The 15,495-nt window shown below is 40.5% G+C and carries 11 protein-coding genes; 6 read left to right on the forward strand and 5 right to left on the reverse strand.

What is annotated here, in order from left to right; genetic code table 11:
* Window positions 1–8: 8 nt before the first annotated feature.
* Window positions 9–2,276, reverse strand: coding sequence for a recombinase family protein (locus V7K27_RS30560; RefSeq protein WP_334952282.1), 2,268 nt, complete (start codon window positions 2,274–2,276; stop codon window positions 9–11).
* Window positions 2,277–2,363: 87 nt separating this feature from the next.
* On the opposite strand from V7K27_RS30560, the gene V7K27_RS30565 reads away from it, so the two are divergent.
* Complete coding sequence (locus tag V7K27_RS30565) at window positions 2,364–3,710, forward strand: proton extrusion protein PcxA (protein ID WP_334952284.1); 1,347 nt, start codon at window positions 2,364–2,366, stop codon at window positions 3,708–3,710.
* Here the strand turns inward: V7K27_RS30565 and V7K27_RS30570 are convergent.
* Entirely contained in the window at window positions 3,675–3,809 is a 135-nt protein-coding gene (locus tag V7K27_RS30570; RefSeq protein WP_334952285.1) for a hypothetical protein, read from the reverse strand. The genes V7K27_RS30565 and V7K27_RS30570 overlap by 36 nt on opposite strands.
* Window positions 3,810–4,025: 216 nt before the next feature.
* Here V7K27_RS30570 and mltA point away from each other — a divergent pair, with 216 nt between their 5' ends.
* Complete coding sequence (mltA, locus tag V7K27_RS30575; protein WP_334952286.1) at window positions 4,026–5,366, forward strand: murein transglycosylase A; 1,341 nt, start codon at window positions 4,026–4,028, stop codon at window positions 5,364–5,366.
* Window positions 5,367–5,686: 320 nt separating this feature from the next.
* Here the strand turns inward: mltA and V7K27_RS30580 are convergent, their stop codons facing one another.
* The 3 genes from V7K27_RS30580 to V7K27_RS30590 all read right to left on the reverse strand — a co-directional run bounded on the left by V7K27_RS30580 (window position 5,687) and on the right by V7K27_RS30590 (window position 9,140).
* Entirely contained in the window at window positions 5,687–5,920 is a 234-nt protein-coding gene (locus V7K27_RS30580) for a DUF3134 domain-containing protein (protein WP_334952288.1), read from the reverse strand.
* Window positions 5,921–6,277: 357 nt separating this feature from the next.
* A complete protein-coding gene (locus V7K27_RS30585) occupies window positions 6,278–6,706 on the reverse strand; it encodes a hypothetical protein (RefSeq protein ID WP_334952290.1) in 429 nt (142 codons plus the stop codon).
* 1,348 nt (window positions 6,707–8,054) lie between these two features.
* A complete protein-coding gene (locus V7K27_RS30590) occupies window positions 8,055–9,140 on the reverse strand; it encodes a substrate-binding domain-containing protein (RefSeq protein ID WP_334952292.1) in 1,086 nt (361 codons plus the stop codon).
* 1,473 nt (window positions 9,141–10,613) lie between these two features.
* Between V7K27_RS30590 and V7K27_RS30595 the strand changes: the two genes are divergently transcribed.
* The 4 genes from V7K27_RS30595 to V7K27_RS30610 all read left to right on the forward strand — a co-directional run bounded on the left by V7K27_RS30595 (window position 10,614) and on the right by V7K27_RS30610 (window position 15,295).
* Window positions 10,614–11,234: a hypothetical protein gene (locus V7K27_RS30595; RefSeq protein ID WP_334952293.1), complete on the forward strand. Its 621-nt coding sequence runs from the start codon at window positions 10,614–10,616 to the stop codon at window positions 11,232–11,234.
* Between the two features lie 14 nt (window positions 11,235–11,248).
* Complete coding sequence (locus V7K27_RS30600) at window positions 11,249–11,620, forward strand: hypothetical protein (RefSeq protein WP_334952294.1); 372 nt, start codon at window positions 11,249–11,251, stop codon at window positions 11,618–11,620.
* A complete protein-coding gene (locus V7K27_RS30605; protein ID WP_334952295.1) occupies window positions 11,574–14,321 on the forward strand; it encodes a hypothetical protein in 2,748 nt (915 codons plus the stop codon). Before V7K27_RS30600 ends, V7K27_RS30605 begins: the two co-directional genes overlap by 47 nt.
* 110 nt (window positions 14,322–14,431) lie before the next feature.
* Window positions 14,432–15,295: a hypothetical protein gene (locus tag V7K27_RS30610; protein WP_334952296.1), complete on the forward strand. Its 864-nt coding sequence runs from the start codon at window positions 14,432–14,434 to the stop codon at window positions 15,293–15,295.
* The last annotated feature ends 200 nt before the right edge of the window (window positions 15,296–15,495 follow it).

A 15,495-nucleotide genomic window follows, 5' to 3' on the forward strand; every position in this document is an offset into this window, starting at 1 on the left:
AATAACCGCTATATAACCGAATGCGTCACACAGGCATTTACTAAAGGTAACAGCGGCCCTAGTTGCTCTTGTCCATTCACGGCTAAATCGCTGTGACACAAATAAACTCTCTCGGATACACGAGACAATAAATCTGCCAAAATCCTTCGCAGTCTTTGTTCTTCTGCTAATTTCTCATCTTCTGCTGTCCAAGGTTCGCCTAATCTGTCTCGCAGGAAAAACGGCGCACCAAACAAAGTCGCCGCGCCACCTTTCGCCCATAGAGGTGAACCAGCATCCAGCCAAAAATGCCAACGGTGCGATCGCCTACTAGATCGATATTGAAATATAGTTGCTAATGTGACAGCCTTTCTGACTCCACTGATGGGACGCACAGGGTAAGGATTGGCAGTAATAGTACCACGTCGCAGTAGTTGAATAAATTCAATAATAGTTGTGTGAGGCGTTGTCTCAACTGGGGCAATTTGTCGTAATCTGGTGTCAATTTCCCAGTAGTGTTGGGCGGTTTCTAATAATTCCCGCAGTGCTGCTAGTTGTTCATAGGGAAGATTGCTACCATTCCACAAAAAACGCTGAATTGCTCTGTCTAAGAGAGAAATAGGACTGGGAATTAAACGCAATTCTTGTTGCGATCGCTGCTGTTCTAACCACTCTAATATCTCATTATAAGCTGTGGTCGCTGCATAGCCGATTCGATCCCAGCGCTCAAAGGCTGACACTGGTAGCAAGTTGGGGCGATCGGGATGGGGTAAAAAGCAGTAATCTGCAATCAAACCAGCACGTACCGGATCAATATTTGTAGAGACGCGATTAATCGCGTCTGTAGGATTAATCGCGTCTGTAGGATTCATCGCGTCTGTAGGATTAATCGCGTCTGTAGAGTTTTCCGGTGATTGTTGTTTCCTACTCAATACAACCAGCATTTCTGCCACGGCATCCCGATCTACTAAGCGTCCCAAGCCGGGATAAACTAGTGCCAGCATGGTGAGCAATGCGCGAATGATCGGTGAACTAATTAGCGGACGTTGGTCATTAAGCGATTGTACCTGGATATTTTGTTTAACGAGAATTTCTACTAGAGTATAACGAGCGATCGCATCTAAACCTGGTGCAATAATCGCCACTTGTTCTGGTTGCACTTGCTGTGATTGGATGGCATTAGCAATTACTTCTGCTGTTTGTCGCAATAGTTGACCGCGGGAGGTGGTTTCAATTGAATGCACAATCTCAGGTAAGCTTGACAGTATCATCGGTTCTGTTACCAATTCCACCATCTGTTGAGTGAGTTGCTCACCAAGGGACTCAGGAGGCGGTCCGGTTAAGATTTCTACCCGACAACGCTCTGCTAACCCTTCTAGGTAGTTGGGGTCTGCTCCCAATCCCAATCGCACTGCACCATCAAGATTGTAGCTAAACGCCCCGACTGCGCCTTGATCTAATAGCAACTCAAACAAAAGACGCGCTACGCTAGGATAGTCATCAACATCATCCGCCAGAACCGCCTGATAGCGTTTAGCTAGGTGCTGCTGGTAATTGCGATCGCTTAACAAATGCTGACTATAAAGTTCAGTAATAATCCCATAAGTCAGTAATCCCCTCTCTAAACACCAGTTCCGCCAATCTAGGAGCAAAGATCCCAAAAATTCCGGCTCTAAAGTTGTAGTATTTTCTCCCAGACCCCTGGCCAAAATCTGGGCAATATCTTCGCAAGGTATACCACTGTAAGCTGCTAATTGCAATAAGTCTAGAATGCGACGCACCAAGCGAGATTCATTCACTCCCGCAATACGTAAAATTTCTTCGTCTAATTGGGGACGCCAGAGTTTTGTTGCTAACTCTTGTTCTGTTTCTGGCCGCAATCGTACCGGAAACTGTGCCTTCAGGTTCAACGAGTTAATTAGCAACGGCCAAAATAAAATAACTTCATCCTGGAAAAAACCTAGCGGCGTCTTCGCACGAACCGGATATTTTCCTAATGTAGATGTAACAATTCTATCTCCCAATTCTCGACGATTATCATCATTGGCAGCTAAGACTAAAACTCCTGGCTCTGTTTGTTTAAGATATAAAAATTCGGGTATGCGATCGCCCTTGGCGTTGGCGTTCGCGTAGCGTGTCGCAGACAAGCCATCGCCTTTTTTACGTCCCTGGCTTTTAGTATAAAATAATTCAGTATCTTTATTTTCAGATTTTACCCAATTACAAAATTGCTCTACCAAGCGAGCCGTCTTACCACTGCGACTAGTGCCAACAATCCAAACCGAATGAGAAACCACAAACTTTCTCCTTGTAGATTTGCTAGTATACCTCGTGCGTTAATTTAAGGTTAATAATCACCAAATAATGCTGGATGATTGTCTGCAATGAAAAACTCTGTTTTTAGTCAAAAAATCTATTCTTTCTTACTTGCTGCTTATCGATGGTACTTACAGACTCCTGAACGTTCTTTAAATGAAGCTTACAATGCAGCCTTAAAGATTCAGGAAATAGAAGATAAACATTTCAATGGTAAAAAAATAGACATTGACTCAGCCATGTACAGTAACAGCGTGATGGATTATTTTGAGTCAGACCTCAACAAGCTATTAAAAATTGTGAGGATGCGGCTGACAGAGTTGAAAGCAAGTCGTTGGTTTTTAAATGAAGAAAATCAAAAAGCTGCTCAGAAAGCAGGTATAGAGTATTTAAGTCTTTCTTTGGTTTTGGAAAAGCTAAACTTTATCGATCAAGTTATATCCAAATACACAACAATTTCTGATCAAATAACTTCTCAAGCTTTAGTAGTCCAACCTCCAAATCTACCAGTTAACTCTGTGATATCTGAGGACAAGTCGCTACTCGTCAATACTCCAACGGTGCCACCCAAAATAGCAACTCAAGACTTGGGTAAAAAACCCCAAATAAAACGTAAAAGCGATACAATCGGCGTTTTACCCCGATCTCTTTTAAGTACTATCACTCGTCTGCAAGTTGAATTAGACCCTAATTCTGAACAAGAAGTAATTCAGAGTTTTCGTCAGACTCAAAGAAGAACAATAATATCTATCAGGTTTATTTTACTATTAATTATAGTCCCACTTTTAACGCATCAGATAGCAAAAGCTTTCGTAGTCGGCCCAATTATTGACCGTGTTAGAAGCTCTGAGCAAATGCAGATATTCCTCAATTCCGAAATGGAAGAGGAAGCGCTGCTAGAATTACAAAGATTTGAAGAAAAGCTCAAGTTTGAAAATCTCATTATAAAAGCCCCTGCAATGTCGTCTGAGCAGATTGAAAATGAAATGGGTGATAAGGCTATAGAGCTTGCTAAAGAATTTCGTCACGAAAGCTCTAATGCGATCAAAAATATTTTTGCAGACCTTTTCTCGGTGGGTACTTTTATCTGGCTTTTGTTAGTCAGCAAGTCTTCTATTGCTGTGCTAAAGGATTTCATTGATAATATTGTCTATGGACTTAGTGATAGTGCCAAGGCATTTATCATCATTTTGTTTACTGATATATTTGTAGGATTCCACTCTCCTCATGGTTGGGAAGTACTACTAGAAGGTGTATCACGCCATTGGGGATTACCAGCAAATCGAGATTTTATCTTCTTATTTATTGCGACATTTCCCGTGATTTTAGATACCATTTTCAAATACTGGATATTCCGATTTTTGAACCGGATATCGCCTTCAGCAGTTGCCACTTATCGTAATATGAATGAATAGGGAGTGGGGAGTGGGGAGTGGGGAGTGGGGAGTGGGGAGTGGGGAGTGGGGAGTGGGGAGTGGGGAGTGGGGAGTGGGGAATAATTTTGGTGTTGTCAAACAATTAAATTATTTTTGATTTTTGAATAGGACTTACGCATAAGAGATCCCCCAACCCCCTTAAAAAGTTGGCTCTTTTAGATCCCCCCCAATTTATCGGGGGGTTAGGGGGGAGTGCGCTTCGCGCACGCTACGCGAACGAGGTTTCAGGTTTTGAGTGCGTAAGTCCTGTTGAATTTGAGCGAGGTGGGATAATCTCAAAAAAGTTTAATTTTGATGAAAAAGACACTTGCTGGGTTAGGAAAGTTTAGCAAAATTATCGCCATTAGCTTACCTGTGGTTTTATCGATTTTGCTGGTGCGAATGCAATCTTTGGCGTATCGGGAACTTAGTCCGCCAGAATGTCGTTTGCAAAAGTGGGATATACCAGTTTCCTTGACTGCTGAAAATCAAGATGCACTTACACAAAAGCAAAAAGTACCATTAATCCAGAGACTACCAGTTACTTGTTGTCAAGGTGATACCTCTTGTTTCGATGAAGTTCTTTATGGACAAATATCAGTTAAACAATTCAAAATTCAAAATTCAAAATTCAAAAATGAAGATGCAGACAAAAAGCCATTGATAAGTGCGATCGCTTGTAGTCTCCAATATCTGCAAACAGCTAATGCTGTGGCTGCTTATCAAAACTATCCGGTGGCTGGGATTACGCGCGATCGCGTGTTCAAAAGCTTGAAAAGATTCCGCGAACTTCTATTAAAAACTAATTCTGCCACAGAATTACATCAAGCGATCGAACGGGAATTTGTTCTTTACCAGTCAGTTGGTAAAGATAACAAAGGTTCCGTTTTATTCACCGCCTATTATGAACCACTTTACGCAGCCAGTCGCGTCCCCACAGCAGAATATCGTTATCCTGTTTATCGATTACCTCCTGATTTAAATTCCTGGATTAAGCCTCATCCTACACGCTTGGAATTAGAAGGAGTAGATGGTTTACAAGGTGCAAAAGGGAAATTACGAGGATTAGAGTTGTTTTGGTTTCGCGATCGCCTCGAACCATATCTAGCTCAAATTGAAGGTTCGGCGAGACTTCAGCTTCCCGATGGGACTCAGACAACAATCGGCTATGCTGGTAATAACGCTTATAACTACAAAAGCATTGGGCGAGAATTAGTGAATGATGGCAAATTACCGCTACAAGGTATAACTTTGCCAATTATTCTCGACTATTTCCAAAAGCATCCCCAAGAGTTAAATATTTATATCCCGCGCGATCGCAGCTTTGTTTTTTTTCAAGAAAATCACGGTCAGCCAGCCCAAGGTTCTATCAACGTACCACTAACAGCAGAGCGTTCTATTGCTACGGATAAATCTCTCATGCCTCCTGGTGCTTTAGCGTTGATTCACACTTCTATTCCCTTTGTTAATCCTACCGGAAAAATGGAGGAGCGCATCGTTAGTCGCTATGTTCTTGACCAAGATACCGGAGGTGCAATTAAAGGTGCAGGTAGGGTAGATTATTTTTTAGGTACTGGGAAATTAGCAGGCGATCGCGCTGGTGTCACAGTCAGCAATGGACAATTATTTTATCTATTACTCAAGTCTCAAAATTAAAACAAGTCGCAAGTCGCAAGTCGCAAGTAAGTTTTGTGACGGGGATTTAGATTTAGGCTTCAATTCGCGCTGCCTATAGAGGCAGGGGACTTAAACCCCAAAGTTCGTTAAACAAAATGCAAAACTTCATCCTGTATCTAGCCTCCCTCTCCTTTACAAGGAGAGGGATTGAGGGTGAGGTAAGCCAGGGACTTGAAGAAGAATGCAGAATTCAGAATCAAGTACACATTCCAAATAAATGAAACCCTTCGGGTAAATAATTACGAATTACGAACGCGAGTGCGTGCCGGAGGCTCTATTACGAATTACGAATTACGCTACTAGGCTTCTGTATCCATGTCAGCATCGTCATCGTCATGATCGTAAGGAATATCGTCAAGGTCGATCATTTCTGAAATTTCTTCTACTTCATTTAGATACTCAGATTCTTGATGTTCACGCTCGATTAGACGACCAGTTGACTTTAGCCATTCTAAGAGAATAAACTCATTACTTGTACGAATTACAGGCGCTCGCTGGTTACGAGGTTCTTCACGCAAAGGACTTATAGGCATAAAAAAAACTCACTTTGAATTACAGGTTAGCGTACAAAAACATCAAAATTGGACATTCAGGTTAAAAGTCTTGTATAACAAGCCTTTTCTCAACAGATGAAATATGAACCATTGAGTTTTTTATTCTCTTGTCCGTCTACTTATATCTTGCACCAGGCGACTGGAAGTCGCGGCTACATAGGCAAAACCCACCGACCTCGGTTAAAAACCTTTGATTTTCTCTTAGTCCACGGAGGTGGACTTCGTTTGTATAGCCGCGATTTCTAATCGCCAGGGCTAGGTGCAAGATATGAGTCTACTTACCATTAAAATGCGTGTGCGTCAGTCCTAATAATAAATCTTCAAGCGGACGCGATCTCACAAGGCATTTGGTAGCTTGGCGAGAGTTTCATACATATTAGAGGGTAATGCAGACAGTCTGTTCGCTACAGCGACTGCATCAGCTAAGTTGCTAAATTGACACCGGACAATCTCTTGTCCATTTCCTGAAGGGAAACGCTTCCTAGCTTTATTAGATACAGCACAAATTATCGCTAACGCCTTGGCGAACCCATCTTTTGTCAATATTGTTTCTTGAGCGAACCCTTCAACAGGAATAAGACAAACCTCAAACCGATAGCCCGGTCTGGGAGAAACAGCTATGTCAATATATGGTTTATCTTCTTTTCTGATTCGGCGTAAATATTTGGCTGTCGAATTAGTATCATGTAAATCAGTCCCAAGGGCATAAGTAAAGAAACAATCTTCTGTGAGGGATTCAGGACGGGTAATTATATCCGTTGGCATAAGTTCAAATACTATCCGTATATTGTCTGGCTTTGTGACACACTTCACTGTCCATTCTTATTGGCACATTTTTTGACAGTAAGATGTATCCGTTTCACGCGAGGTATGGCAATACAGTTCTGCTCACTAAAAATTTCAAGTTTTGGAATGATCAAGAGTCTCATCTCTAAAGGTCTTAGCTCTATCAACTTTGAGACTTAATCTATACTCTCAGAAGACCTGTTCTAGGTAATTATCTTCAACCTGATTAGGTAGGTTAGCAATATAAACTGACATAAACCAGGAGTCAGAATACAGAATTCAGAATTCAGAATACTCTACCCATAAAGGGATAGAGTTTTAAGGCGAGAATATTTTAATTTTTTTCGCTTAACCCAACGGCCACGCTACGGGCATCGCCAGGGGCGAGGTTTTAACCAATATTCATCACCCACTCATACAGAATTCATACTGAATTCTGACTCCTGAGTTCTTCTTATAAAACACCTCCAGAATCAAAGAGTGTAGAGATTTAGATTCGGAGAGGCGTCTATATAGTCAGTTACATGACCGAAAATATTTCTCAACTACCTAAATATAACATAGTTGACGGTTGAACTTTTTTCAACTATTCCGACCGATAGATATTCCGTCACCACAACACTAGGGTTGTACTCAATTGTGACTTTTAGATAACTAAATCTTATAGTTGTTAAGGAGTTCTAATTTTTACCGAGGGTGATTATAGAGAGAGGATAAATACTGATTGCGATCGCATCATCTCATCAAGTAGAGTGGGCGCTGTTTACCATTTGCTCAAACCTTTATTTTTAGCTTATAGGCACTGCCCATCCTCCGGTTATTGAGAATCGGGCAAAATCTCAATTATTAGCTTAAGAACAAGTTCCATATTTCAATAGAACAGATTCATTTTAACGGAGAAAAAATAAGAAAACTACATACATTGGGCTGGTTCTAAACTACACTTTTACGTTAAGTTGAACCAATGCAACGCCTTGCGCCCCTACAGCGTGTTGCATCCGAAGGAAAATCGCTATAAATAAAACCCCAGGATTGTAAATATAATCCTGAGGCAGAATTTTTATATCCTTCTCAACATCTTTTACCAAACTGTGAAATAAGGCGTTGCTGATTAAGAGTATGAGTTTTGTTTCGCGCAAAAAATAAAATTGCAAAAACAAAGGTTCTAACCATTTAACTTTGAAATTTCATACTTAAACTCAGCAACGTCGCTGATAGCTGTTAAAGTCTGCAAACAGAATTAACAGCTATTCTCCGACAGGCTACTAGGTCAATTTATAAACCGACGTTGCAACCAGAAGCACCGAAAGGAGTATTTAGGCAAGTCTTAAAACAGACCTTTAGCCGCAGTTTTAATGCTACCGGGAAGAGGAGCATATCCGAGAGATGTAGCTAAACGATCCCCAGCTAGCCCAAAAGCAGAGTTGACGAAAGTATTAAAACCTGTAGCACCTGAGTAAAACACCAAATAACTTGCTGTGGAAATAGGATAAGCATTTGGACGGGCTGGATCGCTCAAATTATCAATTCTAATCAGCTTGCTAGCGGTATTAGTACTGTATTTTACGACAGTCCCACCATTAAGAGCATCTGTAATTGAAGCTGTTGAGGGAGCGATGTAATTACCGGCCTTGTTAGCTAAGACTGCGGCAGGTAGACTTTTAGTTAAACGGGTAGCATTATCCAGATAACCAATTGCACCTTTAGTAGTTGCGACCGCAGTGGCTAGACCACCACCACCAGTAGCACCAATGAAACTGCTTGGCCAAGCAACAGTTGTACCTGTTCCTAGCTTCCAAGCACTAGATATTGCCTTCAGATGAGTGGTTAAAACAAAAGTAGTACCACTTGAGTCACTACGATGTACAACTTTGATAGGTACATTGAGTGCTATTTGGCGACCGTTGTCAGCACTAATGCTCTTATCGTTCCAATTGGTAATGGTACCGTTGAAAATACCAGAGTAACTAGCTCGTGAAAGCTTAATTCCACCGGCTGGTACAGTCAGACCAGTAGCGTTATAAACTAGTGTGACTCCGACACCGATCACAGGCACTTGGATGTAACTACGATTAGTACGTTTTTCGGTTGCGGCTACGGGGTCGTCACTAGCTGCAAAATTGACTGGGAAAGTGATTTTGGGAGTAGTACCTGCTGGTTGGGTTTGAGTGAATAAAGCTGTTAACCCTGCGCCACTACCAACTGGAGCATATGTGAAGCTGAAGCCAGGAGCGACTGTTTTTAGACCTGTAAAGAAAGCGTTTACGGTGCTTGCACCTGCACCATTACCTAAAGAGGTCTCAGCTAGAGATTTCTGAGTAGCAGATTGACCTGCTACTAAACCAATTGTCAGGGCAAATACAGAAACTGAAGTTGCCAAATAGGTCAATTTACGATTAGAACAAAAAGCCATGTCAAGCTCCTTCAAATTAATTTCGGGTTCCACACCATATCAAATCCAAATCAAGTGTCAAACTGACGATTACAAACAACCTTCTATAAGCACAACAAATTTGCATTAAAAAGGTTATTAATAAATCAATAGTTTGCACAAAACGCCGAGGCTTCTTATTTGGGATTGCAATTTCATCTGAATTATGAAAATCACTTTCTTTAATGTAGACGGGCAGTAGTTTGCCACAAGCTACCGCTAAGATGCGAAGTAAAGAAAGTCAGAATTTCATAAATATTTTGGGACTGCTATCTATAGCTAATAGCTGTTAAAATTTGCCAACGAAATCAACAGTATAATGTTAAGGTAAAGCTCAAGTCATGATTACATTATGGAATGATTAAAAAACTGAAATATATTTCGGGAGTTTAGAGGCGTTTTAAAAGTGGTTTTTGTAGGGCTTTTTTATTAATTCGCCAGAGTAAAATCTAAAAATTTCGCTTACATATAGTTTTGCTTATTAAGCTTTTTTTAGAGGTTTTAATAAGTATTTAATAGAGTTTAGGCAGTTTACAAATTAGCCACTGTATGTATCAACGAAAATACGTTGTTTCAGCATTTTATTAGTTGCGTAGGTGCAACCGAACCAAGGCATCGCAAAAAAAAATAGCTGAAAAATCGGGAGCATTTCAGTGAAAGCAAATATATCAGATGAGAAACCTCACCCCAGCCCTCTCCTTGGTAAGGAGAGGGCTGGGGTGAGGTTTTACAAGGCTTTTTACACTCATTGAGATGTAAGAGAAAAATCTAGCAACAATACCAGAAACCTATACTGTGTATTTGGTATTTTCTGTCAACGGGTAATTTATGGTATATTTTTTGGCAACTAAACAATTTGTAAACATTCGGAATATTTAGACAAAAGGATAAAGCGTGGTATATTTCATGCTATCGACGGTAGACTGATTAACGCCTATGTGAATAGTAGTGCTAACATAATCTGCAAAAGTATTCCCAAACTCCTTTGCAGATGGGATACTGTGGCCACTGCATTGCAACTTCCCCAAATTTCCAGTAACTTATGTAGTAAGTTGTAGTGCGTCAGCTAAGGATAAAACTTTACAAAAGGGTTAGTTGGAGGAATAAAATGTTTCTATAGAACTTGTAACTATGCTCCCAAGTATTGTCTGGGGTTTCTACCGGATTCTCCAACCTCTAAGTGAGGCAAAAGCGCCGGGATAGAAAAAGTTTAGGAGGACTGTAGCAATTCTGGTTTCAAGCTCGAAACCTAGTTTCTCGAACCACGCATACTTAGCTTTTAAAGAAAACTTAATATTCTATTAACTTAGCTTCATAAAAATTAATATATCATGTAGAACTTTACTACAAACTTCATAATTTTATTAAAAATGAATGTTCAATCATGTTAAGTTATAAATAACTGTAAAATTTTAGACAACCAACACTCATAGTACGCCATAGGAAAATTAGCAAATGTCTAGACAAAGTTCTCATGAGAGAAACTTTTTCAAAGCTTTAACTGGTAGTGCGGTCAAAGGATTTGATAACTTAAGACTGGGACTGAAATCTGTCCTAATTATTCTGGTTGAATCTGTACCTTTTTTGATTGCTTGTGCTGTACTTGTAAGCGTTATCAGCCTAAAAAGTCCTATCCTGCTCTTTTGTTTAATAGTTGGTAGTTTAATTGCAGTCATCACCCAGCAAATTGGGGAGCAGGTGAATTTACCAAGGCGATCGCTAATATTATTACAAATTCTAGCAGCAGCGAGCATTCTGAGTTTATATTGGTTAGACTGTTTTGCAGCCCCCGCACAAGCACAGTTTTTTGGGGAAGCTGAAAAGTTTTTCAAAAAAACCTTACAAAGTGGTACAGGAGCAAATGCTGGTGGTGGCGACACAGCAGTAAGTTTGATATTTAATGTGTTGCGGGCAATTTACTTACTGTATATTGCAATCTCTCTAGTTGGTGTGATTAACGCAGTGCGTAAAGATGAAGATTGGCAAAGCATTGCCAGAACTCCCCTATTAGTAGTTGTAGCTGTTACCATTGCTGATGTACTCACACGCTTTGTAATTGGCGATAGCAGTAAATAATTCAGATATTTCAAATGTCTCAAGAGCGGGAACAAGAATTTCGTCCAGTCAATCAGGTTCTGGGAAGCCAACCTTCATTAGGGCCAATTCCTGCCGATCAAATTCTTCCTTGGACGGTAATCGCCCTAGCCTCCTATTTTATTATCAATGGGATTTTTGGTGGTCTTTTCCAAGAAGAGTTTCAAAAATGGTTGTGGACAGTACTAATTACTGGTTGGGGAATCGGAACTTGGTGGATTTTAACTGGTGGTAGGAGTTGGAGCTTTTTAAGTAAATTTATTGGCGTTCCCGCTTGGACAAGAGGTTTTGCTCGTTATCAAAGCTTACTAGAAGTTAACCATGAAGCAAAAAATCGGAAAACAAAGCGTCAGCGTCGCCGGAAATGAAAGTAGATTAACACCATTTGAAGATGCCTTACACTTGGCAACAATGCTGCGTGTGGCAATGAATGGACGTGATATTGGCGCTTACCTTTTGACAAAAGGCACTCAAAAAGATCGCTTCTGCTTTGTTTTTGGTTTTGACTGTAAGGGAATTCATACCACTTTAAGACCCGAACAAATCGATACACTTTTTAATAATATTGAAGCCGGATTGAAAGACATCCCTAGCGGTGAAAGAATGACACTGCATTTGGGATCTTTTAGTTCAGATAAAGAGCGCCAAAAAGAATTAGCATCACTAATCAAAAAGACGCCATCACGAGATATCAAATATTTGTTGATGGCGGAAAGAGCTAGAGTTAAAGAACTGACTATTTCTGGTATTCGGAAACCAAAGTTTTTGCGGATTTATGTAACTTACACCATTGAATCCAACTCCAAAAATGCCGATGATTGGATAGAGAAGCTTTTAGTGAGGGCTGAATCATGGTGGTTGAAATTCAAAGGTGAACTCTCAGAAGTAGAAAATCAGCGCATTGAAACTCTAATCACAAATGCTTACAAACAGGGTTTTCTGCGTTGGGAACAAATTTTATCTAACCAAATGGGATTGGATGTCAAGCCTTTGAAAGCTGACGAACTGTGGGAGGAAATCTGGAGAAGGTTTAATGATACAGACCCAATAGAAATTCCCCAGTTAATGACTTTAGATGAACAAGGACTCCACGAGCAAGTTAATTCAGATTTAGCTAGTACTAAATTGCTTGTAGACAATATCCACGGCACAACTTTGCTGATGGAATCTAGTATACCTTGTGCCGATCGCCGTTGGGTTAATGTTAACAATCGTTATATTGGCGCACTGTCATTTCTGGAAAAACCCGGAGGTTGGTCAAATAAATCTACCCAACTGCGCTATTTATGGGAACTGTTAGCGAGAGAAAGAGTAGTAGATACAGAGATTTTTTGTGAGTTGACTGCCGCAAATCCAGCAATGGTGAAAACTACTCTGCAACGAGTGCTGAAGCAGTCAAATATGACCACAATTATGGCTCAAGAAAAAAGTAAAACTATTGATGTCAATGCTCAATTAAAGCTAAAGAAATCGGTAGCAGCCCAAGAACAATTATTTGAAGGTGCAGTCCCGATTTATACGAGTGTCGTCATTTTGGTACATCGTCCAACTGTAGAGAAATTAGATGAGGCGACAAGATATATTGAAAACTGTTTTCAACGTCCAGCAAGGGTAATTAGAGAAACTGAATATGCCTGGAAAATTTGGCTGCAAACTCTACCGATAGTTTGGGAGGGTTTGTTAGCAACACCTTTCAATCGTCGCCAGCTATATTTAACAAGTGAAGTTCCGGGATTAATGCCTTTAGTTTTAACCAAAAGAGGTGATAAAGAAGGCTTTGAGTTGATTGCTGAAGAAGGCGGAACACCCGTACATTTAGATTTATTTAATCAACACAAAAATTTAGCTTTGTTTGCGACAACTCGTGCTGGTAAATCGGTGTTGGTATCAGGGATTTTAACTCAGGCTTTGGCGCATGGTATTCCGGTAGTGGCGTTAGATTTCCCCAAACCTGATGGTACATCTACTTTCACTGACTACACAGAGTTTATGGAGGGGAATGGAGCCTATTTTGATATCTCCAAACAATCGAATAACTTATTTGAACAGCCAGATTTACGATCGCTAGATCCAGAACAACAGCGCGATCGCTTTAACGATTATACCGCCTTCCTAGAATCAGCTTTAATGACAATGGTTTTAGGATCATCGACTGAAAGTCAAATTTTATCGCAAACCGTGCGATCGCTGCTCAACTTAGCATTAGATGCTTTCTTTACTGATGAGGGCATCAAAGAGCGATATCGACAGGCGATGGCGGGAGGATTTGGCACTCATGCTTGGCAGAAAACTCCTACCTTAAAAGATTTTCTGTTTTTCTGTTCACCAGAACACTTGCAGCTAGATTCTTTAACTGGCAGAGTAGAAGACGCTCTGAGTCAAATTCAGTTGCGCTTGCGGTTTTGGCTTTCTAGTCGGGTGGGACAAGCCATTTCTGCACCATCCAGCTTTCCTACCGATGCACAACTTTTAGTTTTTGCGCTCAGAAACCTATCAGATAGTGAAGATGCAGCCGTACTATCCTTGAGTGCTTATTCAGCCGCATTACGACGCGCACTCAGCAGTCCAGCTTCCATATTCTTTATTGACGAAGCACCAATTCTATTTGAATTCGAGCAAATTTCCGACTTAGTTGGCAGAATTTGTGCTAACGGCGCTAAAGCCGGCATCAGAGTCATTTTATCAGGACAAGATCCTGATACCATTGCCAAATCTAAAGCTGCATCTAAAATTTTGCAAAACCTGACAACACGATTGATTGGACGCATTCAGCCAGTTGCAGTGGATAGTTTTGCAGACATCTTAAAATATCCCCGCCAAGTTATTTCTCGTAATGCCTCAGAAAGCTTTTTTCCCCGCAAAGAAGGCGTTTATAGCCAATGGCTGCTAGATGATAACGGTATTTATACATTCTGCCGTTACTATCCAGGTTACGAACAATTGGCAGCAGTTGCAAATAACCCCTCTGAACAAACTGCACGGAGCAAAATGATGCAAATTCATAGCAATAAATATGAAGCCATTTCTGCATTTGCACGTCAATTAGTGGCTACTTTACGTAGTAGTTAATTGGATTATGTCAGCAGTTAACAGTGATTAAAAAAGTTATAAATAATAGTTAAAAAGCTAAATTTCTGACTCACTACTTAATCTCGTCTATCTTTTCCAGGTACAAATGTATGCAAAAAACTACCATTTTGACTTTTACGTTAACGTTACTATCCCTAACAATCCTACCAGCAATGGCACAAGTTCAGACGGGATTAGGCCAGGTTTGGACTGATTTTCAATCATATTCCACAGATTTGCAAAACTACCTTCAATATAATCTCAGCGATAACTTAAAGCCTCTAGAAGTACAGAGTCAAAATGCTCTGAGTAATGCCAAGGGAGAATTGAATATACCTAACCCCGTCGTTGCGGGACAAAAGGTTCGTGATAATTTGATTCTCTACTCTTCTAGTTCAGACTCTAAATCAAGCCGTTTTGAAAATAATTCCGCAGTCCGGGGAAATTTAGTTAGTAATGAACTCAATCGTGTAATTACCCGGGGAGCGGCGGCAGGTGTTCTTGGTCAAAATGGACAAATTCGGACAAAAGCAAAGTTAGAAAATACTGAAAACACACTAAAAAGTATTGCCGATATTACCGACGAGGCGGATGTAGGCAGCAAAGGATTTATTGATAAAGCTCGCAGTTTAATTCCTCCAGCTGTTACTGCTGCAACTGCTACTACTCCTGGAACTGGTGCTGGAGATATTGCAATTAGTGGTGGTCTTTCGGCTTTAGCACAATTAATAGGTGCTACTCAATTGCAAAGTATTAAGATTCAACAGGCACAATCAGAAATTGTCGGTGAAACATTTGCTCAGACAATACAGATGAATCAGTCTTTACAATATTCTAATTTAAATTTAGCAAATATTTCTCAACAGGCAGAAGAGGCGAATCGCGCTCGGAGAGTAGAAACATCTACAGAAGCGGCGCGACTTTTACGAGCTACTTCTCAACTAGATTTATTTGGCAGAAAAGTTGGCAAGTAGGATTACCCCCCTTAATCCCCCCTTATAAAGGGGGGAAACAAGAAATCTAGTTCCCTCCCTTTTATAAGGTAGAGAAAATTTCGCACAGTTCCTTGTAGCTTGAAAGGGGAAACAAGAAATCTAGTTCCCTCCCTTTTATAAGGTAGAGAAAATTTCGCACAGTTCCTTGTAGCTTGAAAGGGGAAACAAGAAATCTAGTT

Source organism: Nostoc sp. (assembly GCF_036919575.1).
Taxonomy (GTDB): domain Bacteria; phylum Cyanobacteriota; class Cyanobacteriia; order Cyanobacteriales; family Nostocaceae; genus Nostoc.

Coding starts and splice junctions, on each gene's coding strand:
- V7K27_RS30565 (WP_334952284.1), top strand. CDS start 2,364: ATGAAAAACTCTGTTTTTAGTCAAAAAATCTATTCTTTCTTACTTGCT.
- mltA (WP_334952286.1), top strand. CDS start 4,026: ATGAAAAAGACACTTGCTGGGTTAGGAAAGTTTAGCAAAATTATCGCC.
- V7K27_RS30580 (WP_334952288.1), bottom strand. CDS start 5,920: ATGCCTATAAGTCCTTTGCGTGAAGAACCTCGTAACCAGCGAGCGCCT.
- V7K27_RS30585 (WP_334952290.1), bottom strand. CDS start 6,706: ATGCCAACGGATATAATTACCCGTCCTGAATCCCTCACAGAAGATTGT.
- V7K27_RS30590 (WP_334952292.1), bottom strand. CDS start 9,140: ATGGCTTTTTGTTCTAATCGTAAATTGACCTATTTGGCAACTTCAGTT.
- V7K27_RS30595 (WP_334952293.1), top strand. CDS start 10,614: ATGTCTAGACAAAGTTCTCATGAGAGAAACTTTTTCAAAGCTTTAACT.
- V7K27_RS30600 (WP_334952294.1), top strand. CDS start 11,249: ATGTCTCAAGAGCGGGAACAAGAATTTCGTCCAGTCAATCAGGTTCTG.
- V7K27_RS30605 (WP_334952295.1), top strand. CDS start 11,574: ATGAAGCAAAAAATCGGAAAACAAAGCGTCAGCGTCGCCGGAAATGAA.
- V7K27_RS30610 (WP_334952296.1), top strand. CDS start 14,432: ATGCAAAAAACTACCATTTTGACTTTTACGTTAACGTTACTATCCCTA.